The 18,837-nt window shown below is 44.7% G+C and carries 15 protein-coding genes and 1 pseudogene; 15 read left to right on the top strand and 1 reads right to left on the bottom strand.

Translation table 11 applies throughout. The features are described 5' to 3' along the window. Positions 1-68: 68 nt before the first annotated feature. Positions 69-1,337: a carboxypeptidase-like regulatory domain-containing protein gene (locus NQ542_RS07340; protein ID WP_005635093.1), complete on the bottom strand. Its 1,269-nt coding sequence runs from the start codon at positions 1,335-1,337 to the stop codon at positions 69-71. Between the two features lie 154 nt (positions 1,338-1,491). On the opposite strand from NQ542_RS07340, the gene NQ542_RS07335 reads away from it, so the two are divergent. The 15 genes and pseudogenes from NQ542_RS07335 to NQ542_RS07265 all read left to right on the top strand — a co-directional run bounded on the left by NQ542_RS07335 (position 1,492) and on the right by NQ542_RS07265 (position 18,814). Further along, a complete protein-coding gene (locus NQ542_RS07335; RefSeq protein WP_005635091.1) occupies positions 1,492-2,055 on the top strand; it encodes an RNA polymerase sigma-70 factor in 564 nt (187 codons plus the stop codon). Next, a pseudogene (locus tag NQ542_RS07330) lies at positions 2,056-2,202 on the top strand (Crp/Fnr family transcriptional regulator); the annotation flags it as partial. It abuts the gene before it with no gap. A 411-nt stretch (positions 2,203-2,613) separates the two neighbouring features. Beyond that, a complete protein-coding gene (locus NQ542_RS07325; protein ID WP_005635088.1) occupies positions 2,614-3,984 on the top strand; it encodes a hypothetical protein in 1,371 nt (456 codons plus the stop codon). Positions 3,985-4,067: 83 nt separating this feature from the next. Beyond that, the gene (locus NQ542_RS07320) at positions 4,068-5,741 is read left to right on the top strand and encodes an OmpP1/FadL family transporter (RefSeq protein ID WP_005635087.1); all 1,674 of its coding nucleotides are present in this window, start codon (positions 4,068-4,070) and stop codon (positions 5,739-5,741) included. A gap of 214 nt (positions 5,742-5,955) precedes the next feature. After that, positions 5,956-6,549 carry an RNA polymerase sigma factor gene (locus NQ542_RS07315; protein WP_005635085.1) on the top strand — a complete coding sequence of 198 codons (594 nt, stop codon included), beginning with the start codon at positions 5,956-5,958 and terminating at the stop codon, positions 6,547-6,549. Positions 6,550-7,311: 762 nt separating this feature from the next. Then, positions 7,312-7,962, top strand: coding sequence for a ribulose-phosphate 3-epimerase (gene rpe / locus NQ542_RS07310; RefSeq protein WP_005638832.1), 651 nt, complete (start codon positions 7,312-7,314; stop codon positions 7,960-7,962). Positions 7,963-8,112: 150 nt separating this feature from the next. Then, entirely contained in the window at positions 8,113-9,393 is a 1,281-nt protein-coding gene (locus tag NQ542_RS07305) for a ComEC/Rec2 family competence protein (protein ID WP_005638830.1), read from the top strand. A gap of 38 nt (positions 9,394-9,431) precedes the next feature. Beyond that, positions 9,432-10,481: a DHH family phosphoesterase gene (locus NQ542_RS07300; RefSeq protein WP_005644117.1), complete on the top strand. Its 1,050-nt coding sequence runs from the start codon at positions 9,432-9,434 to the stop codon at positions 10,479-10,481. Positions 10,482-10,535: 54 nt separating this feature from the next. Beyond that, positions 10,536-11,117, top strand: a complete 582-nt coding sequence (locus NQ542_RS07295) for a DUF4827 family protein (RefSeq protein WP_005638827.1) — start codon at positions 10,536-10,538, stop codon at positions 11,115-11,117. Positions 11,118-11,127: 10 nt separating this feature from the next. Beyond that, positions 11,128-12,516, top strand: coding sequence for a phosphoglucosamine mutase (gene glmM / locus NQ542_RS07290; RefSeq protein ID WP_005638825.1), 1,389 nt, complete (start codon positions 11,128-11,130; stop codon positions 12,514-12,516). 295 nt (positions 12,517-12,811) lie between these two features. Further along, positions 12,812-14,167, top strand: coding sequence for a T9SS type B sorting domain-containing protein (locus NQ542_RS07285; protein WP_005638821.1), 1,356 nt, complete (start codon positions 12,812-12,814; stop codon positions 14,165-14,167). Further along, positions 14,145-15,122, top strand: a complete 978-nt coding sequence (locus NQ542_RS07280) for a lytic transglycosylase domain-containing protein (protein WP_005638819.1) — start codon at positions 14,145-14,147, stop codon at positions 15,120-15,122. Before NQ542_RS07285 ends, NQ542_RS07280 begins: the two co-directional genes overlap by 23 nt. Before the next feature lie 12 nt (positions 15,123-15,134). Continuing rightward, entirely contained in the window at positions 15,135-17,987 is a 2,853-nt protein-coding gene (uvrA, locus tag NQ542_RS07275) for an excinuclease ABC subunit UvrA (RefSeq protein WP_005638817.1), read from the top strand. Then, complete coding sequence (locus NQ542_RS07270; RefSeq protein WP_005638815.1) at positions 17,984-18,202, top strand: hypothetical protein; 219 nt, start codon at positions 17,984-17,986, stop codon at positions 18,200-18,202. The genes uvrA and NQ542_RS07270 overlap by 4 nt, the downstream gene beginning before the upstream one ends. Positions 18,203-18,205: 3 nt before the next feature. Then, a complete protein-coding gene (locus tag NQ542_RS07265; protein WP_005638813.1) occupies positions 18,206-18,814 on the top strand; it encodes an IMPACT family protein in 609 nt (202 codons plus the stop codon). Positions 18,815-18,837: the final 23 nt, after the last annotated feature.

The following is an 18,837-nucleotide window of genomic DNA, read 5'->3' as shown; positions in this document are numbered from 1 at the left end:
TATTCAATGTGCCAATTGAGAAATGTTGCTAATTTATACATTAATCTGCTCATTGGCAAATTGGCACATTACCTATGTTGCTTCTTCAGTTTGTTGACAGCGTGTTCCAATGATTCTGTCGGCTCGATGATATTGTAGGAACCCCAGAAACCTTCATCGGCAAAATTGGAAACCTTGTCCGATAAGGACTGGTTGGATCTGAATGCCATCTTGTAGGGAATAGTGTTTATGCCGCTTTCCTTGCCATCCGTTACGACCATCTCCGAAAGGATGGTGTAATTGGTTGAGAACAATTTGCGTTTCCAGTCGCATTTGAAGCGGACGCCGTTACGGATGTAACTCAGATAAGTCAGCCCATTGCGTTCCTTATAGTTGACCAGGAACGAGACTTCGACCGGTTTGAACCGTAACCCGAACGGCTTTTTCCGGAGGATCGCCTGCGTGGCCTTGTTGCGGTCGTTCATGTCGAGAAAGAATTCGGCCCGCGTGAAAGAGAGCCGTTCCTTGTCGATGTATAGTTTTCCATAATAAAGCGCATACGGTAATATGGCTTGCGGCTCGAAATTGATAACGTATTGTGGCCGGTCGTTGATCGTTGTCGATTCTTCCATCCGGAATTTATAGTAAGGCAGGCTTTCCAGGTCGAGCAGTACATCCGGATTCTTCACCACGTCCACATAGACGGATAGGTTCGGGCCTCCCAGCAGTTTGACGGCCAATGTGTCGCTTGCTTTCTGGCTGAGCAGCTTGCGCCCTTTGAATATCTGTACGCGATCGCGGTCTACTCCCTCGTCATAAGGAGTCTTGTAGATATCGATCACCGCTTCCGAGATGTTGATATACCGGCGCCCTTTCTGGGCCGTTTCACGATAGAATCCGGTTAGGAGGCTATGCTTCGAACTGTAGTTGGCCGGAATCTTTTTGATTGCTTCTTCCACCAAGTAACGAGGATCGCGGGCATGGATGATAACTTCGTCGAGCATATTCGTGTAGGGGGTCAGCCACACGGTCTGTTCTTCCACATCCTTGCCGTTGAGTTCTATTTTACTGTTGAAATATCCGAGGTGCGAAATCTCCACTTCTTTGGCATGGATGGAATCCTTTACCTTGAAAGAAAACTCACCGTCGGCGTTCGTGACCGTGCCGGTCGTACTGCCCGGAATAGAAATATTGACATATTCCAGGCTCTTTTTGCTCTTTTTGTCTTTTACGATACCACTGACCGTGATGTAACCCCCTTCGTCAGCCGAATCCGTTTGTGCCTGTAAAGGCGTGAATCCCGCCAGCGACAGTGTAATGAGCAAGTATCCCCATAGTTGTTTATGCATCGCTTTCATATCTCATATAGTTTAATAAGTAAATACTCGTGCTTGTATTACTAAGATGGTTCAGCCGGCAAATACCCTATGCTTCGTCCCTGGATTTTTTTATTATGATGGACATAGTTTGAAAATTTGACTATTTTTGCGCAGGTTATACTAAGATGAGACGATGACAGAGCAGGAGATAAGGAAATATTTAAGGCGGATCGAAGAGGAGAATTCCCAGACTGCTCTGCGTAGCTTTTATAATCTTTGCTTCGACCGTTTCTTTCGTATAGCCTACTACTATCTGCATACGGAAGAGTGGGCACAGGAGGTCGTCCTCGATGTATTCCTGAAAATATGGGAACGTCGCGAGTCTTTGCACCATATAGCCAATTTGGAAGATTATTTCTTTATCACGATAAAAAATGCCTCTCTGAACTATCTCGAAAAGGAACAACGCCGGAAAGACATGACGGCGGATGCTTTTGACGGTGTGTCCATCTCCGGTGAATCGCCGGAAGACATCTTGGTCAGTGAGGAACTTTTCGCCCACTATGTCAAGGCCCTCGATCGCCTGCCGGAGCGATGTCGTGAAATATTTATCCGTGTACGTGAAGAAAAGCAGTCTTATGCCGAGGTAGCGAAAGACTTGGGCATAAGCGTCAATACGGTCGATGTACAGTTACAGAAAGCGATCGGGCGGATGCGAGATATGTTGTCGCGTTATATAAGCGGAACCGAAAATTGAGACAGTTGGAGTGATGTCCGTGAGCAATACGAGACCTTGTTGCGTACGCGCCCGGACCTTTTCCAACGGGTCCCGTTGAAGCATATTGCTTTATTCCTGCAAATTACCCCGCAGTCGCTTAGCCGGATACGCGCCTCTGTGAAATAACATTTGTTTTTTACACGTTTATCATTTAGTAAGTAGAGTCTGTATTTTGCCTGGCGGGTAGAAAGGTGAAAAAATATATTACCCGCAAATGTTGTTTCAAAATGCATGTCTTATATAATCCTATTTACATGGGGTGGTCTTGACATTTTTGATACACGGTCATTTCTGTATGTTGTGCAGCGTTTCTTTTTTCCAAAGCATCTTATCTATAATGGAGATTATTGGACGATGAAGCTGTCCGGATGGTTAAAGTATATATAAATGCTTGGAAACTATTTGGAAACAGCTATATTTGTGAATAAAATGGATGGTTTTTATTAGTGAGACAGAAGGGGTATTAAACCTACCCCCTTGTATTTAGTCTAAAGAATAGAAATATTATAAAGTAGAGGAGAAACGAATATGAAACCCATGAAATTAACATCTTTGATGGTGATGCTTCTGGTAGGCTTCAGTGCCGCAGCCCAGGAGGAGTTCTTTGATGATGTGTATTTCTCTTCCAGCAAAAAAGATAAAAAAGAAAAAACAGAAGAGAAGGTCATACAGCCTAAAGAGGATGCTGAACGTACTACGATGACGTCTACATACAGTACCAGCAAAAGAAAAAGTGCTGTGTCTGATGAAGAACGAGATGTAGATGAATATAACCGTCGCTATACTTCGGTTGACGTGGAGGAGCCGTATGATGAAGATTCAGACGGTGAAATCTTGGCCGAATATAACGACGATATGGATAATGAAAAAACTGTCGCTTCCGATTCTAAAAAGGAACGTCGTTCGGATACGGAATATACCGAGCGTATCATCCGTTACCATTCGCCGAGCAAGATTACGATTGCCGGAGCAGACCAAGTCGATCTGTATCTGAGTGACGGATATTATGCTTATGGCTACGATACGGATTATTCCAACGGCAGTACCAACGTAAGTGTCAATGTGAACATCGGCAATGGCTGGGGCGGTTACTATGATCCGTGGTACAGCGGATGGTATGGTGGCTGGTACGGCGGTTGGTATGATCCCTGGATTTACAGCCCGGCCCGCTATTGGGGCTACGGTCCGTCCTTCGGTTTCGGCTGGGGTTGGGGTGGTTTCTATGCCGGCTACTGGGGCCCGTCTTGGGGTTGGGGTCCGAGTTATTGGGGACCCGGTTATTGGGGTGGTGGCTACTGGGGACATCATCACCATCATCATCATTACTATGCTTCACCGTATAGACATTATTCTGCAGGGTTGAGAACAACAGGTTCCGGCGGTAGAAGTTCTGGTTATCGTTCTTCTGGTTCGCGGAGTTCGATGGCTTCAAGCGGGACTCGTTCTGCATCTTCTTTGCGAAGTAGTGGCAGTCGCTCTTCGTCTTCCTTGCGAAATAGTGGAACTCGTTCTTCTGCATCTTCTCTTCGTTCGTCTTCTGGTACAGGCGTAAATTCGAACAGAAGTAGCCGAAGGGCGGTTACGAATAGAAATCAGGTGACCGGGCGTAGTCGTACGGATATTAACGCGTCTTCAAGCCGCACAAGGATATCACGTGAAAACAGCATTGGAACAAATTCGATACGTTCGAGCAACCGCCAATACACAGGAACAAGCAGGAGCAATATCAGCACTCGTTCCTATGATAGTGGTTCGCAGATGAGGAGTACTTATACGCCTTCAAGAAGTAGTGGCAACCGTTCAAGTATCAGTACTTATTCGGGAGGTGGCAGCCGTTCGAGTGGCGGTGGTTATAGTGGAGGCGGTCGTTCGAGCGGTGGACGTTCAAGCGGTGGTCGTTCGAGATAATACAAGTATGAATAATTTATATTGAGGACATGTGATTGGCGTGTCCTCACTTAATTATAAGGTATAAGAAAATAGTAGAAGTGATGAAAAAAGCGATTTGTATATTGGCATCTGCCTTTTTGTTAAGTGGTGGTGCTGTATTTGCACAAGGGGAAATGGATGCTTATAAGTTTTCTCAATATGATTTGAGCGGTACTGCTCGATATTTAGGAATGGGAGGAGCTTTTGGTGCATTAGGTGGTGATATTTCTGCTATGGGGGGAAATCCGGCAGGGTTAGGTATTTATCGTAGCTCAGAGATTGTTACAACATTGAGTTTGTCTTCGATGAAGACAAATACAGAATGGTCGGGAACTAAGATGGATGAAAACCGGACAAAGTTCAATTTCGATAATATCGCTTATGTAGGATATTTCCCGACTGGAAACGATGAAGGGTTGATTGGATGGAATGTGGGTTTTGCCTATAACCGGGTGAAAAATTTTAATCGTCGTTACCGTATGGGACGCGGTCCTGGTGGATTTTCTTTGTCGGACTATATTGCAACTTTAACTAATCGTGCTGGAGTAACAGGAAATGATCTTCTTATTTCAGATTCACATGATCCTTATATGAATCAGGATTGGCTTTCCGTTATGGGATATGATACCTATATAATTGGATCTGCAAATCCTTCTCAAAAAGGAGGTTTTCATAGTTCTTTTGGAACAGGTGTAGATGGAACATGGCAGAACTGGGAGGTACAGCAAGCTGATATGTATGTGAATGAAAGCGGAGCAGTGGATAAATATGATTTTTCTTTGGCAACCAATATTTCCAATGCTGTGTTTATCGGTGCGACTGTTTCTGTGACGGATTTGAATTATCATTTGAGTTCTGTTTATGATGAGAATTTTGGCTTTGCCAATAACAATGCCGCTAACAGTGATAACTTGTTTTTGGATAATTATTCATCTGTGGATGGTACGGGATGTTCTTTTAATTTAGGAGTAATTGCAAGACCTTCCGACTTTTTACGATTAGGGGTTGCCTATAATTCTCCCACATGGTATAAGATGAAAAACTATTATAGGGCAGAGGCTGGCGCTTATATCGAAGGTTTTTTTGCAAATGATCCAAAAGCTGAGACTCCGAATTTGAACTCGTTTACTTCTACTCCGGACGGAGCTTTTACTGAATATCGGCTGCGTACTTCTGATCGTTGGATTTTTAGTGCTGCTGCAATTATCGGACAAACGGCGCTGATTAGTGTCGATTATGAATTGACAAGATATAAGGCAATGCATCTATCCGGCTGGGCTGGAGAAGTTGAAGGGTGGCAAGGAACTGTGGATAATGACTATATCAAAGAAGATTTTGGTTTGGGCGGTTTGTTGAAGATGGGTACGGAAGTGAAGATTACGCCTCAATTTGCCATACGTGCCGGTGGGGCTTGGCAGCACAGTCCGGCAAAAAGCACATTGTTGTATGATGAGAAAGGTGATGGTGTTATGGCATTGAACGAAATATCCACTACTGGTACGAATACTGCATATACGGTTGATCGTAATGTGGGATATATTACAGTTGGCTTGGGATATCGTTTTACACCTAATTTCTATGCAGATTTGGCTTGTGTCTATCGGATGCAAAAGGAAGATGTTTATCCTTTCTCTAATATTTATGATGGTGATGGAAATGTTCTGGTAGAATCCATTCCCGCAACATTGAAGACAAACACGACAAAGGTTGCTCTTACATTAGGCTATAAGTTCTAAAAATCATAGTTTGTTCTTAAAAGCCCCCTGTTCGTACATAAAACGTACGGTCAGGGGGCTTTTTTATGTAAAAATAAAGGAAATGTTTGCCTATTTAAAATACTTTTTGTTCTTTTGCCTTTGTAAATATAAATAATATTATTGTCTAACAATTTTAAATATCGTTGCCTATAGCATAAACATTACTCAAGAAAAAACTAAAAATATAGAAGTAATGAAGACTTTAAGAATGATGACTGACGAAGAGCTGGTCGTTCTTTATGCAGAAGGTAATAATGCTGCTTTCGATGTATTGTTGAATCGTTACAAAAGTAGCATACACTCCTACATTTACTTTATAGTCCATAACAAAGATCTCACAGAAGATATCTTTCAGGAGACTTTTGTCAAGGTGATTATGACCATTAAACAAGGCCGTTATACCGAAAACGGTAAGTTTAAAGCATGGATTACCCGCATTGCTCATAACCTGATTATCGATAACTTCCGTCAGGAACGCAGTGAAAATACGGTTTCAAATGATGAAGTGGAAGTGGATCTATTCAATAATATCAAACTTTGCGACGGCACGATCGAAGATAACATCGTACGCCGTCAGGTATTGTCTGATGTGAAAAAGTTGGTGAAGCACCTTCCCGACAGCCAACGCGAAGTATTGGAAATGCGTTACTATCAAGATCTCAGTTTTAAAGAAATTGCCGATATTACAGGTGTAAGCATCAATACGGCTTTGGGACGTATGCGTTATGCGATCTTGAATATGCGTCGTATGGCGGAAGAAAACAGTATCGAGCTGTCAATGGCTTGATAATAAGAGCCTGTTTAAATTTTGCATTTGTTGGTTGTGAGAGTTGTATTGAGGATGTTTTTCTGTAGGAGATGCCGTCTTTTTTGTTGAAACAGGTGACTTATTTTGCTTCAAACAGTCAGAAAAAGTGCCGAAGATTCCCGTTTACAGGCTTTTTACACCCGGATGTGAACGGTCTTGACATCCGAGTGTGAATGGTATCGAGACCCGGGTGGCAATGGGTTTATCTTATTATGTTATTGAAAATAAGTCATGTGAAGAAGAATCTTGGACAGGCGGTTAGTGATAGTATGATAGATGGAATAGGCATCCGTCATACCTACTATCATTGCTTGTGTCTATTGATATTCAATTGATAAAAGGAAATTAGTGATAGTATGACAGTTGTTTTTCAAAATAATCCTATAATAGAATAAAGCAGGTCGATGAGAGCTATGCAAAATTTATTTCAGAGAAATTTAAACAGGCTCTAAAAGTTGAAAATTTATTTTCTTGTCATACAATAAGGAGATAGCTTGCCCGTTTTATTATCAAACAAGATAAAAAACGAGTTGCCTATGAAGAGACTTTCTACTCAATGTATGAATGAAATAGAAAATAAAACAAACAGAAACCGAAAAGAAAGGAAAACAATGCCGCGTCGGCAAACACTTGATTTCCTTACCCAATTTGCGAGGGTTTATCATTCAGAACCCGCTTTACGCACGGAACTCTGTGGTTTAGTAATGAACTGACGTCGTCTTGCAGAAAAGCAAAAAGAGTATGAAACATAAAATAGCACCTTCTCTGTTAGCTGCTGATTTTCTGAACCTGCAGCGGGAAGTGGAAATGATCAACGAGAGTGATGCTGATTGGTTGCATCTGGATATAATGGACGGTGTGTTCGTTCCTAATATATCGTTTGGTTTTCCGGTTCTGGAAGCGTTGAAGCCAATTTGCAAGAAACCGATGGATGTACATCTGATGATCGTGGAACCGCAAAAGTTCATTCCGGAAGTGGCGGCTACGGGCGCTTATATGATGAATGTGCATTATGAGGCTTGTACACATCTGCACCGTACGGTGGCGGCGATCAAAGAGGCGGGAATGAAGGCGGCTGTTACATTGAATCCGCATACGCCGATTTCCCTGTTGGAAGATATCTTGCAGGATTTGGATATGGTATTGCTCATGTCGGTAAATCCGGGTTATGGAGGGCAAAAGTTTATTGAACATTCGATAGATAAAACAGCTCGTCTGAAAGATATGATCCTGGCAAAAGGGTTGAATACCTTGATCGAAGTCGATGGCGGTGTCAATATGCAGACGGCGAAACCTTTGCTTGAGGTGGGGGCGGACGTGCTGGTTGCCGGTAGTTTTGTTTTCCGTTCCCCTGATCCGTTGAAGACGATCCGAGAACTGAAAGATTTATAATGTCGACTCGTAGGGCGGGGTTCTACTCCGCCCAATCAGAAATCGTACCTTTATTGGATGCAATGGCCAGAGTAGACCCTGCCCCTACGGAATGATGCCCTTTGTGTAATACCATCAAGCCTTAAACCAACCATTTCAAAACCTTACATTATGATAAAAGAATTACAGATCCGTCCCTTTGCCCGTCCGCTGCTTGTCTGGATTGCGGGGGCTATACTACAGACCGTTTTTTCGTGTTGTACTTATTCCTGGGTATTACTATTGCTCCCTGTTATTATCCTTACCACAGCCGGTCTTGCCTTGAGAGGGCAGGAGCATTTTTGTTATGAAACCCGTTGGCTGTGGGGAGCGGTATTCTTGTCTCTGTTGCTTTTCCTCTCGATACAAAAGACTGCTTATTCGCAGTTTGAAGCCTCGTCGGAACATCCGACTTCCCTTCTTTCCCGTTGGGCGCGGGAAGAACAGCAACGATTATTGGAGCCGATCGAAAAACTAAATCTGACCGATGAAGAAAAATCTGTACTGGCCACTATTACTGTCGGTTACCGGCAAGCTATGAGTCGGGAGGTGCGGAACCGTTTTTCGGTTACGGGGGTAGCACATATCCTGGCCGTAAGCGGCTTTCATGTGGCAATCGTCTGTGGCTTTTTATCTTTTCTTTTTTCTTTTCTCTCCAGGAATGGATGTTGCCGGTGGATTCGCTACATCTCGCTGCTTGTGCTATTGTGGGGATTTGTTGCGATAACGGGCTTGGCGGCCTCTTCTGTGAGGGCAGCGTTGATGCTTACAATGTATCTGACGGGCGGAGTGTTGGATAGGAGGGCGGAGCGTTATAATATATTGGCGGCTTCCGCTTTTTGCATGTTGGTTTATGAACCCTTGTACTTATTCGACATAGGTTTCCAGCTGAGTTATCTGGCCGTGCTGTCCATCCTTTATTTCCAACCTCGGTTGCAGGCGTTGATAAAAGTGCATAATCCGTTTTTGAGGACACCGTGGGGGTGGGTCACGGTTACTCTGTCGGCACAGGCGGGCACGACTTTTTTATGTCTGTATTATTTCGGGCAGTTTTCGACTGTCTTTTTGTTGACGAACTTGCCGCTTACGTTTCTTGCGACTTTGTTGATACCGGCAAGTTTGGTCTACATGTTTTTGCCTGAATGGATTCCTGGGTATGGCTGGTTGCAGGTTGGGGTGGAATGGTTGGCGCACGACCTGCTTTGGGTTGTCGATGCTTTTAGCCAGGTACCGGGGGCGGTTTTCTCCTTCCGGTTCGATTTTCCTGCGATGCTGGTGGCGTATGGAATGCTTTTGTCTATCCTGTTGTATGGTCATACCGGACGTTCGCGTTATTTGCTCGTCATTCTGTTTTTGTTGTTAATTATACTTCTTGTCCGGGTGATTGAGGATTTAAAGCAGTGTGGAATCTAAAAAAAGTAGTACCTTTGTCATTGAAAATAAGAGAATATATGATTACGAAAATCATTCACGAAGAGAAAATTCAGAAAGCCAAGAAGTACGTCGAGAAAGGCGAAAGTTTTGTAATAGTGACACATGTTACCCCTGACGGGGATGCTATAGGTTCCGCATTGGGACTGTACCATTTTCTGACAGCCTATGGAAAAGATAACGTGACGGTAGTGGTCCCTAACGATTTTCCCCAATTCTATAAATGGATGCCAGGACATAAAGAAATCGTCATTCATGAGAAATATCCTGATTTTGCCGAACAGCTGATCCGGGATGCGGATGTCTTATTCTGCCTCGATTTCAACGAACCCAAGCGTATCGAAAAATTGGCTCCGGCTGTTGTGGCGGCAGAGGGGCGTAGAGTGATGATCGACCATCATCTGAATCCGGCTGATTTTTGCCGGGTTACGATGTCATATCCTGAAATGTCGTCTACGAGCGAAATGGTTTTCCGTTTCATCTGTCGTATGGGGATGTTCGACCTGATCAATAAAGATTGTGCCGCTTGTATTTATACGGGTATGATGACGGATACCGGTTCGTTTACCTACAATTCGAATAAGCCGGAAATTTATACGATCATAAGCGAACTGATCAAGAAAGGTATCGATAAGGATTTGATCTACCGGAAAGTGAACCAGGTATATTCGGAAAGCCGTTTACGGATGATGGGATACGTTCTGTATGAAAAAATGAAAGTTTATCCGGAGCAACATGCCGCTCTGATCACGCTTTCGCTGGAAGAGATGAACCGTTTCCATTATGTGACGGGTGATACGGAGGGATTTGTCAATCTGCCGTTGAGCATCGAAAATGTGGCTTTCAGTGTCTTTATTCGCGAAGATAAGGATTATGTGAAGATTTCGCTTCGGTCTGTCGGTGATTTCCCCTGCAACCAGTTTGCAAGCCGCTATTTCAATGGCGGCGGACATAAAAATGCTTCGGGTGGAGAATTTTATGGCTCATTGGCCGATGCTGTTGCCGTATTTGAAAAAGGCCTGGAGGAATTTAATCCTAATAAAACAGAAGATTTAGATAAACATGACTGAGATGTGGCGGAGATTGTATACATTTGCCATTCATTTACAATAAATAGGTAACAGATGAAGAGAGGTTTTTATATCCTGTTGATTATGTGCACCGCCATAATGGTGGTGTCGTGTGACAAGACAAAGTCATACACTGATATGTTGAAGGCCCAGGAGAAAGCTATTGATCGTTTGCGTGCGGATAGTGGATTGGTTTTTCTGGAAGAATTTCCGACTGACAGCATTTTTAAGGAAAATGAATTTGTTGAGTTGGATAATGGTGTTTATCTGAATATCGTCAATAAAGGAAACAGTGAACGTGCGGTACTGGGACAAACGGCGATCCGTTCCCGTTTCATCGCCCGGATGTTTATGGAAAACAGTAGCATGGGAACCGGTACTGTCGACCTGCTCGGTCCTAATTCAAACGGTACACATCCGGTAGAGTTCAGATATGGTTATTATACTTCTTTGAATCCTGATTACTCTTATACATGGGATATGTTTATTTGTGAAGGTTTAGGTGCCGGACTTCCTTACGTGGGAGACAGCGCGGTTGTCAAACTGATCGTTCCGTTTAAACTGATGAGCAGTGATTTTCAAAGCTCAGGGACACCTGTGTTTTTTGAGAAAGTGAAGTATACTTTTATAAAATAAATCTAACTAAATGACACTGATTAAATCTATTTCTGGTATCCGTGGAACAATAGGCGGGAACCCGGAAGACGGGCTCAATCCGTTGGCTATTGTTAAGTTTGTGGCTGCTTATGCTACATTCATTAAGAAAAACACGAAGGTGACAACAAACAAGATCGTGGTAGGTCGTGATGCACGTATCTCTGGTCCGATGGTTAAACAAGTCGTTCTCGGTGCGCTTACGGGAATGGGCTTTGACGTGGTAGATATCGATCTGGCTACTACTCCGACTACCGAGTTAGCTGTTGCCTGGGAAGAAGCTTGTGGCGGTATCATTTTGACTGCCAGCCACAATCCGAAACAATGGAATGCCCTGAAGTTATTGAACGAACGGGGGGAATTCTTGAATGCTGCCGAAGGTGCCGAGGTGCTGAAGATTGCTGCTGAAGAAAGTTTCGTATTTGCTGATGTCGACAATTTAGGAAAAGTCTATGTCAATAATACTTACAATCAAAAGCACATCGAGAGTGTGTTGAAGCTGGATTTGGTGGATGTCGAGGCTATCAGAGCTGCTAATTTCCGTGTCGCTATCGACTGTGTAAACTCGGTAGGCGGTGTTGTTATTCCTGAATTGCTTTCAGCTTTGGGGGTAAAGGAAATTTTCAAGTTGCATTGTGCTCCTCACGGTAACTTTGCACATAATCCGGAACCGATCCCTGAAAACCTGACGGAGATCTCCGACCTGATGAAGCATGCCAAAGCCGATGTCGGTTTTGTTGTTGATCCGGACGTAGACCGTCTGGCTATTATCAGCGAAGACGGGGAGATGTTTGGAGAAGAATATACACTGGTGGCTGTCAGCGACTACGTTTTGAGTCATACACCGGGCAATACGGTCAGCAACCTGAGCTCAAGCCGTGCTCTGCGTGACGTTACCCGTGCTCATGGTTGCGAGTACAATGCGGCAGCAGTGGGCGAAGTGAATGTCGTAACGAAGATGAAAGCGACTAATGCTATTATCGGTGGCGAAGGCAATGGAGGTGTGATCTATCCGGCCAGCCATTACGGTCGTGATGCTTTGGTGGGTATCGCCTTGTTCCTGACTCATCTGGCAAAGAAGCAGATGAAGACAAGCGAACTGCGTGCTTCCTATCCTCCGTACTTCATTTCCAAGAAGAAAGTAGAACTGACTCCAGATATCGATGTAGATGCTATCTTGGCAAAAGTAAAAGAGAAATTTGCCCAGTATGATATCACCGATATCGATGGTGTGAAGATCGACTTCCCTGAAAAATGGGTGCATCTGCGTAAGAGCAATACGGAACCGATTATCCGTATTTATTCCGAAGCTCACACGATGCAGGAAGCGGAAGAGATTGGTGACGAGCTGATTCAGATCATTCGCGATATGTGTAAATAATCTTTCATCAAGATAAAAAAGAAAAGAGGTTATGCTTGATTGCATCTCCTCTTTTTTTGTATTTTCGAAACAGATATGTTTTTTAAATGCCAGTCGCTGTCCAAATTGGCAGATATTTTCCTTTCAAACGAAGAATTTCTTTTCAAACAGATAGATACTTTTAGGGAAAACCTTGTATTTTTATGGAACAAAAAGCCACGGTTTTTAAAGGATTGAGGTCTGGATAATACAATAAAAAGGCATTTATCTCCGTATAAATCCGTATAAAATAGTAATTTTGTAAACTAATTAGGTTATGTATATGCTAAGAACGGAAATTAGGAAACTGGGAGGATTGATTTGTTTCTTGTTTGTGATGTTGGCCATCCAGGCACAGCAATATACGGTTACAGGAGGAAATGGGGTTCCTTATTTGTTGGAGAATCCAGGAAATCGTATACGAGTTTATTTGGTGTATGGAATGGATAATGTGGAGATTAGCTATACATCTTCGTCTACTAATCATCAATGGTATCGATATAAGCAAAAGGCATTGGACCGGGAACCTGTTCCGTGTGAACAGAATGGGGAGACATCCGTTGTCCGGAATATAGAGGAGGATGCCGGGTATTATGTGGAAGATCCGGCTTCCGGTTTGAATGGTTGGTATGTATGGATCATTGATTATAGTAAATACGCTTTTAATGTCGAAAGCATTACAGTCAAAGGAAATTGTGACGGCTTTTGGCTGGAAGGTTCTCCGACTGTCCCAGTTATGTATTATTATACCCCGACGGGAAATCGGATAACGGTGAAGCGGGAGTTTAATGTCGCTTATCAGACATTGGAGTGGTCTGAAGACAACAACTATTTTTCGCCTAAGAATGTGCAAAGATCACTGACGGAAGGGCCTTATTCGACAAAGATAAACGATAACGAAACAATTCCGTTGTGCGATACGGAAGTCACACTTTCCGGTGATCAGTTTGCAAAACATTTCGGAATAGAGAAATCAATCACTTCGGATACCTATCAGGCGGTGGCCGTCGAAGTGCATGTCGATACGACGTTTATAATGGATAATGCGGAGAATATGACAGCTGGAGACGGGGAATATATTTCCGCTCCGGCAACGGTCACTTTTCGGGCGTATGCCAATGATCCGGTAGCGACGCTGTATACTTGGAAAATATATAGGAGCGATCAGGAAAACGGGATCGAGAATCCGCTGGTGGAATATAGGGATGAGGAGATCGACTATACGTTTACGGAGAAAGGTGATTATACGGCGGTTGCGACTGTCAGCAACGCGACAGGAGAATGCGAGGCGGTTTCCAATTCTATTGAAATCAAGATTGCAGAATCGGAATTGCAGATCCCGAACGCTTTCTCGCCAGGTACGACGCCTGGTATCAATGATGAATTTCGTGTCGCCTACAAATCGCTTGTGACCTATAAGTGCTGGATATTTAATCGATGGGGAGTACAGATGTACCATTCTACTAACCCGGCTGAAGGGTGGGATGGCAAAAAAGGTGGGAAATATGTCGCTCCCGGCGTCTATTTTTATGTGATAGATGCAGTGGGATCGGATGGTATTAAATATAATAAAAAAGGTTCTATAAATATTCTTAGACCCAAGAAGATTGATGATGAAATTATTGAACAGTAATAGTATAGTCGGTTTTGTGGTGGGTAGTGCTGTGTGCCTGACCGCCTGCCTCTCCATTGGTTCGAGTGATTCGGAAAAAGTGAAAGACCAACGTCCGGTCGTTTCATCGGTGACCATGTCGCCTGATATTCCTTCTTCCGTCTCTTTTTGCGGAAAAGATATCGATTTGACGCGTTATAATATGCATGAAGGTTTTGACCGGGAATTGAGTAGCTTTACCTATTTCCATTCTACTACCATGCTGCTGATTAAGCGGGCAAACCGCTGTTTCCCGATCATTGAACCGATTCTGAAGGCTAACGGCATTCCGGACGATTTCAAGTATCTGGCGGTGATCGAGAGCCATCTCGATCCGCGTGTCTCATCGCCTGCACGGGCAGTAGGAACTTGGCAGTTGCTGGAAGGAACGGCCCGGCAGTACGGATTGACGATAACATCTACGGTTGACGAACGTTGCGATGTGACAAAGGCGACCGAAGCAGCCTGTCGTTATCTGAAAGCGGCTTATGAAAAATATGGAGACTGGGCGATGGTCGCGTCTTCCTATAATGCCGGTATGGGACGTATTTCGGGAGAGCTTGTCAAGCAGGATGCAGACAGTTCGTTTGACCTTTGGCTGGTGGAGGAAACAACCCGCTATGTATATCGTATCATGGCTATCAAGCAGATATTTGAAGCCCCTTATAAATATGGGTTCGTGCTAAGAGCGCAGGATCTGTATAAACCGATCGCATGCGAGAGTGTTGCCGTCTCGACGGATATTCAGGATTTGTCCGGTTTTGCCAAGAAGAATGGTATCACTTATGCCGATCTGAAACGTTTCAATCCCTGGTTGCGAGATCGTAAATTGCTGACAGCAGGAAAAACATATACGATCCGGATCCCGAAAGAATCTGATATGTATTATAAAACGCCTAACACCTATGTGCATAATCCGGCCTGGGTGGTGAAATAAGAAAACTGAAAAATGATGAAGGATAAGAATGCATTGGAAGGCGGCCGTATTTCCGTTTTAGGCGCGCGTGTCCATAATTTGAAGAATATAGATGTCGACATACCTCGTAACAAGCTCTCCGTAATTACCGGTATGAGCGGTAGTGGTAAATCGTCTTTGGCTTTTGATACGATTTTTGCGGAAGGGCAACGCCGTTATGTGGAGACGTTCTCCGCTTATGCGCGTAACTTCTTGGGAAATATGGAACGGCCGGATGTGGATAAGATCACTGGTCTGAGCCCTGTTATCTCAATCGAGCAGAAAACAACAAACAAGAATCCGAGATCCACAGTGGGGACGACTACCGAGGTTTATGACTTTTTCCGTCTGCTTTATGCAAGGGCGGGAGAGGCTTATTCGTATTTGAGCGGCGAGAAGATGGTGAAATACACCGAAGAGCAGACGTTGGAACTGATTCTGAACCAGTATAAAGGGAAGAAGACCTATCTGCTTGCCCCGCTTGTCCGTAACCGTAAAGGACATTATAAGGAACTTTTCGAGCAGATGCGAAAGAAAGGCTATCTGAATGTCCGGGTAGACGGTGAGATGAAAGAGATATTTCATGGCATGAAGCTCGACCGGTATAAGATGCACAGTATCGAGGTCGTGATCGATAAGCTGGTCGTTTCGGAATCGGACGAACGCCGTTTGAAAGAAAGCCTGCGCATCGCGATGAAGCAGGGCGACGGACTGGTACTCGTGCTGGATGCCGAGACAAACGAAGTGCGCCATTTCAGCCGCCGGTTGATGGACCCCGTGACGGGTTTGTCTTACAGTGAACCAGCTCCCCATAATTTTTCGTTCAACTCTCCGCAGGGTGCTTGCCCGAAATGTAAAGGACTGGGACAGGTCAATTTGTTGGACATGAACAAGATCGTGCCCGATGCGTCGCTCAGTATCTACAGTGGCGGTATCGTGGCGTTGGGAAAATATAAGAATTCACTGATATTCTGGCAGATCGAAGCTATTTGCGAGAAATATGGCGTAACACTGAAAACCCCGATCAAAGACATCCCGGAAGAAGCGATCGATGAGATCATGAACGGGACGGACGAACGCCTGCAAATAAAAAACGATTCGCTGGGTACTTCCAATTATTTCCTGTCGTATGAAGGAGTTGCCAAATATATCCTGATGCAGCAGGAGAGCGAGGCTTCCGCTTCCGCGCAGAAATGGGCGGGACAGTTTATACGGATGGCTACCTGTCCGGAATGTAACGGGCAGCGGTTGAACAAGGAAGCGCTGCATTATAAGATAGCCGGAAAGAATATTGCCGAACTTTCGGCAATGGATATCTCTGAATTGTATGAGTGGTTGGAGGGTGTCGAGGAGCAGTTGAATCCTAAGCAGAGGCAGATTGCTGTCGAAATCTTGAAGGAGATCCGTTCACGTCTGAAATTCCTGTTAGATGTCGGATTGGACTATCTCGCGTTGAACCGTGCTTCGGCGACGTTATCGGGGGGCGAGAGTCAACGCATCCGTTTGGCGACCCAGATCGGTAGCCAGCTGGTCAATGTACTTTATATCTTGGATGAACCGAGTATAGGGTTGCACCAGCGGGATAACGTTCGTTTGATCAACTCGTTGAAAGAGTTGCGCGATACGGGCAACTCTGTTGTCGTGGTCGAGCATGACAAAGACATGATGTTGAATGCGGACTATGTGGTCGATATGGGACCGAAGGCTGGTCGTCTAGGAGGAGAAGTTGTTTTTGCCGGAACTCCCGGAGAAATGTTGAAAGCTGACACGCTTACTTCGGCCTACCTGAACGGGAAGACGGAGATTGCCGTTCCGGAAGAGCGGCGGAAAGGAAACGGACAGTTTATCACGATAAAAGGGGCGAGCGGGAATAATCTGCGGAATGTGGATGTCACGTTCCCGTTGGGTACGCTGATCTGTGTCACGGGCGTGTCCGGTAGCGGAAAGTCTTCTTTGATCAACCGGACCTTGCAGCCGATTCTCAGCCAGCATTTCTATCGTTCCCTGGAAGATCCGTTGCCTTACAAATCAATCGAAGGGATAGACAATGTGGATAAGATAGTCAATGTGGACCAGTCACCGATCGGACGTTCGCCGAGAAGTAATCCGGCTACTTATACCGGCGTCTTTTCGGATATCCGCAATCTGTTTGTGGATCTGCCTGAATCGAAAGTGCGTGGCTACAAACCCGGACGTTTCTCGTTCAATGTCTCCGGCGGACGTTGCGAGACGTGCAAAGGGAACGGTTACAAGACGATCGAGATGAATTTCCTGCCGGATGTGCTGGTTCCCTGTGAAGAATGTCATGGCAAGCGATACAACCGGGAAACGTTGGAAGTCCGCTTTCGCGGGAAATCCATTGCGGATATTCTGGATATGACGATCAATATGGCGGTGGAGTTTTTCGAGAATATTCCCTCGATCTTGTCGAAAGTGAAGGTTTTGCAGGATGTAGGCCTGGGTTATATCAAGTTGGGGCAACCTTCCACGACTCTCTCCGGCGGTGAGAGCCAGCGTGTCAAACTGGCGACCGAACTGGCCAAGAAAGATACGGGCAAGACGCTTTACGTGTTGGACGAGCCGACGACCGGTCTTCATTTCGAAGATATACGGGTCTTGTTGGGCGTCCTGAATAAATTGGTGGATAAGGGTAATACGATCATCGTCATCGAGCATAACCTCGATGTCATCAAATGTGCCGACTATCTGATCGATATGGGTCCCGAAGGCGGACGTAACGGCGGGCAGGTCCTTTTCACCGGAACTCCCGAAGAAATGGTAAAAGCGAAAACGAAGAGCTATACGGCTCCATTTTTGAAAGACGAATTAAAAAGCGATAAGAAATGAAGAATCCTATTCAGATGATTAAACAATGCGTGGAGAAGGAAGAACCTTACTTTCTGCTGCGCGGACAGGATTTGTGTGCGTTGAAGGCCATCGAAACCTATTATGAGGAGGTGAAGAAGCACGTGAAAGACCCTTATTTTATTGAGGAGATAGGAGAGATAATGAAAGATTTCCGGGCTTTCCGGGAAGAACAGGAAACCCATATACCGGATTAAAAGATGGCGGACGACAGTTACAAGACCATTAAGCAGATAGCTGAAGGGTACTATACGGAGAAGCGCAGCCGCTTTATCTCGTATGCGATCCCGGTGCGTACGGTGGAAGAGGTGAAAGAGCAACTGGACAAATATCGTAAACAGTATTATGACGCCCGCCATGTCTGCTGGGCCTATATGTTAGGTCCCGAACGCCTAACTTTTCGTGCGAACGATGACGGCGAGCCTTCCTCTACTGCCGGAAAACCGATTCTGGGACAGATCAACTCGAACGGATTGACAGATATCCTGATCGTCGTGATCCGCTATTTCGGCGGAATCGAATTAGGGACGAGCGGTTTGATTGTTGCTTACCGGACAGCCGCCGCCGAAGCAATAGCTGCTGCCGAGATAGAAGAGCGCACTGTTGATGAAGATATCACCATTGCGTTCGAATACCCTTATCTGAACGGAATCATGCGCATTGTCAAGGAAGAGAATCCAGTGATCGTCTCCCAAAAGTTTGAAATGGATTGTGAAATGACTCTTCGTATTCGCAAAGGGGAGGCCGAACGTTTGAAAGCGCGGTTATTAAAGGTGGAAAGTGTCTATATTCCCAGAACCGAATTTTAAGTAAGTTGTTATATTATTATAAT

The sequence above is a fragment of the Parabacteroides merdae ATCC 43184 genome (assembly GCF_025151215.1).
Classification (GTDB): Bacteria; Bacteroidota; Bacteroidia; order Bacteroidales; family Tannerellaceae; genus Parabacteroides; species Parabacteroides merdae.
The sequence above is the reverse complement of the archived record's forward strand: the minus strand, read 5'-3'. Positions and strand labels throughout refer to the sequence as shown.

Excerpts from the sequence above, each read along its gene's own strand:
- NQ542_RS07315 (WP_005635085.1), top strand. The coding sequence starts at position 5,956 with ATGAAGACTTTAAGAATGATGACTGACGAAGAGCTGGTCGTTCTTTAT.
- uvrA (WP_005638817.1), top strand. The coding sequence starts at position 15,135 with ATGATGAAGGATAAGAATGCATTGGAAGGCGGCCGTATTTCCGTTTTA.
- NQ542_RS07300 (WP_005644117.1), top strand. The coding sequence starts at position 9,432 with ATGATTACGAAAATCATTCACGAAGAGAAAATTCAGAAAGCCAAGAAG.
- NQ542_RS07285 (WP_005638821.1), top strand. The coding sequence starts at position 12,812 with ATGTATATGCTAAGAACGGAAATTAGGAAACTGGGAGGATTGATTTGT.
- glmM (WP_005638825.1), top strand. The coding sequence starts at position 11,128 with ATGACACTGATTAAATCTATTTCTGGTATCCGTGGAACAATAGGCGGG.
- NQ542_RS07270 (WP_005638815.1), top strand. The coding sequence starts at position 17,984 with ATGAAGAATCCTATTCAGATGATTAAACAATGCGTGGAGAAGGAAGAA.
- NQ542_RS07340 (WP_005635093.1), bottom strand. The coding sequence starts at position 1,337 with ATGAAAGCGATGCATAAACAACTATGGGGATACTTGCTCATTACACTG.
- NQ542_RS07295 (WP_005638827.1), top strand. The coding sequence starts at position 10,536 with ATGAAGAGAGGTTTTTATATCCTGTTGATTATGTGCACCGCCATAATG.
- NQ542_RS07335 (WP_005635091.1), top strand. The coding sequence starts at position 1,492 with ATGACAGAGCAGGAGATAAGGAAATATTTAAGGCGGATCGAAGAGGAG.
- NQ542_RS07280 (WP_005638819.1), top strand. The coding sequence starts at position 14,145 with ATGATGAAATTATTGAACAGTAATAGTATAGTCGGTTTTGTGGTGGGT.
- NQ542_RS07265 (WP_005638813.1), top strand. The coding sequence starts at position 18,206 with ATGGCGGACGACAGTTACAAGACCATTAAGCAGATAGCTGAAGGGTAC.
- rpe (WP_005638832.1), top strand. The coding sequence starts at position 7,312 with ATGAAACATAAAATAGCACCTTCTCTGTTAGCTGCTGATTTTCTGAAC.
- NQ542_RS07305 (WP_005638830.1), top strand. The coding sequence starts at position 8,113 with ATGATAAAAGAATTACAGATCCGTCCCTTTGCCCGTCCGCTGCTTGTC.
- NQ542_RS07320 (WP_005635087.1), top strand. The coding sequence starts at position 4,068 with ATGAAAAAAGCGATTTGTATATTGGCATCTGCCTTTTTGTTAAGTGGT.
- NQ542_RS07325 (WP_005635088.1), top strand. The coding sequence starts at position 2,614 with ATGAAATTAACATCTTTGATGGTGATGCTTCTGGTAGGCTTCAGTGCC.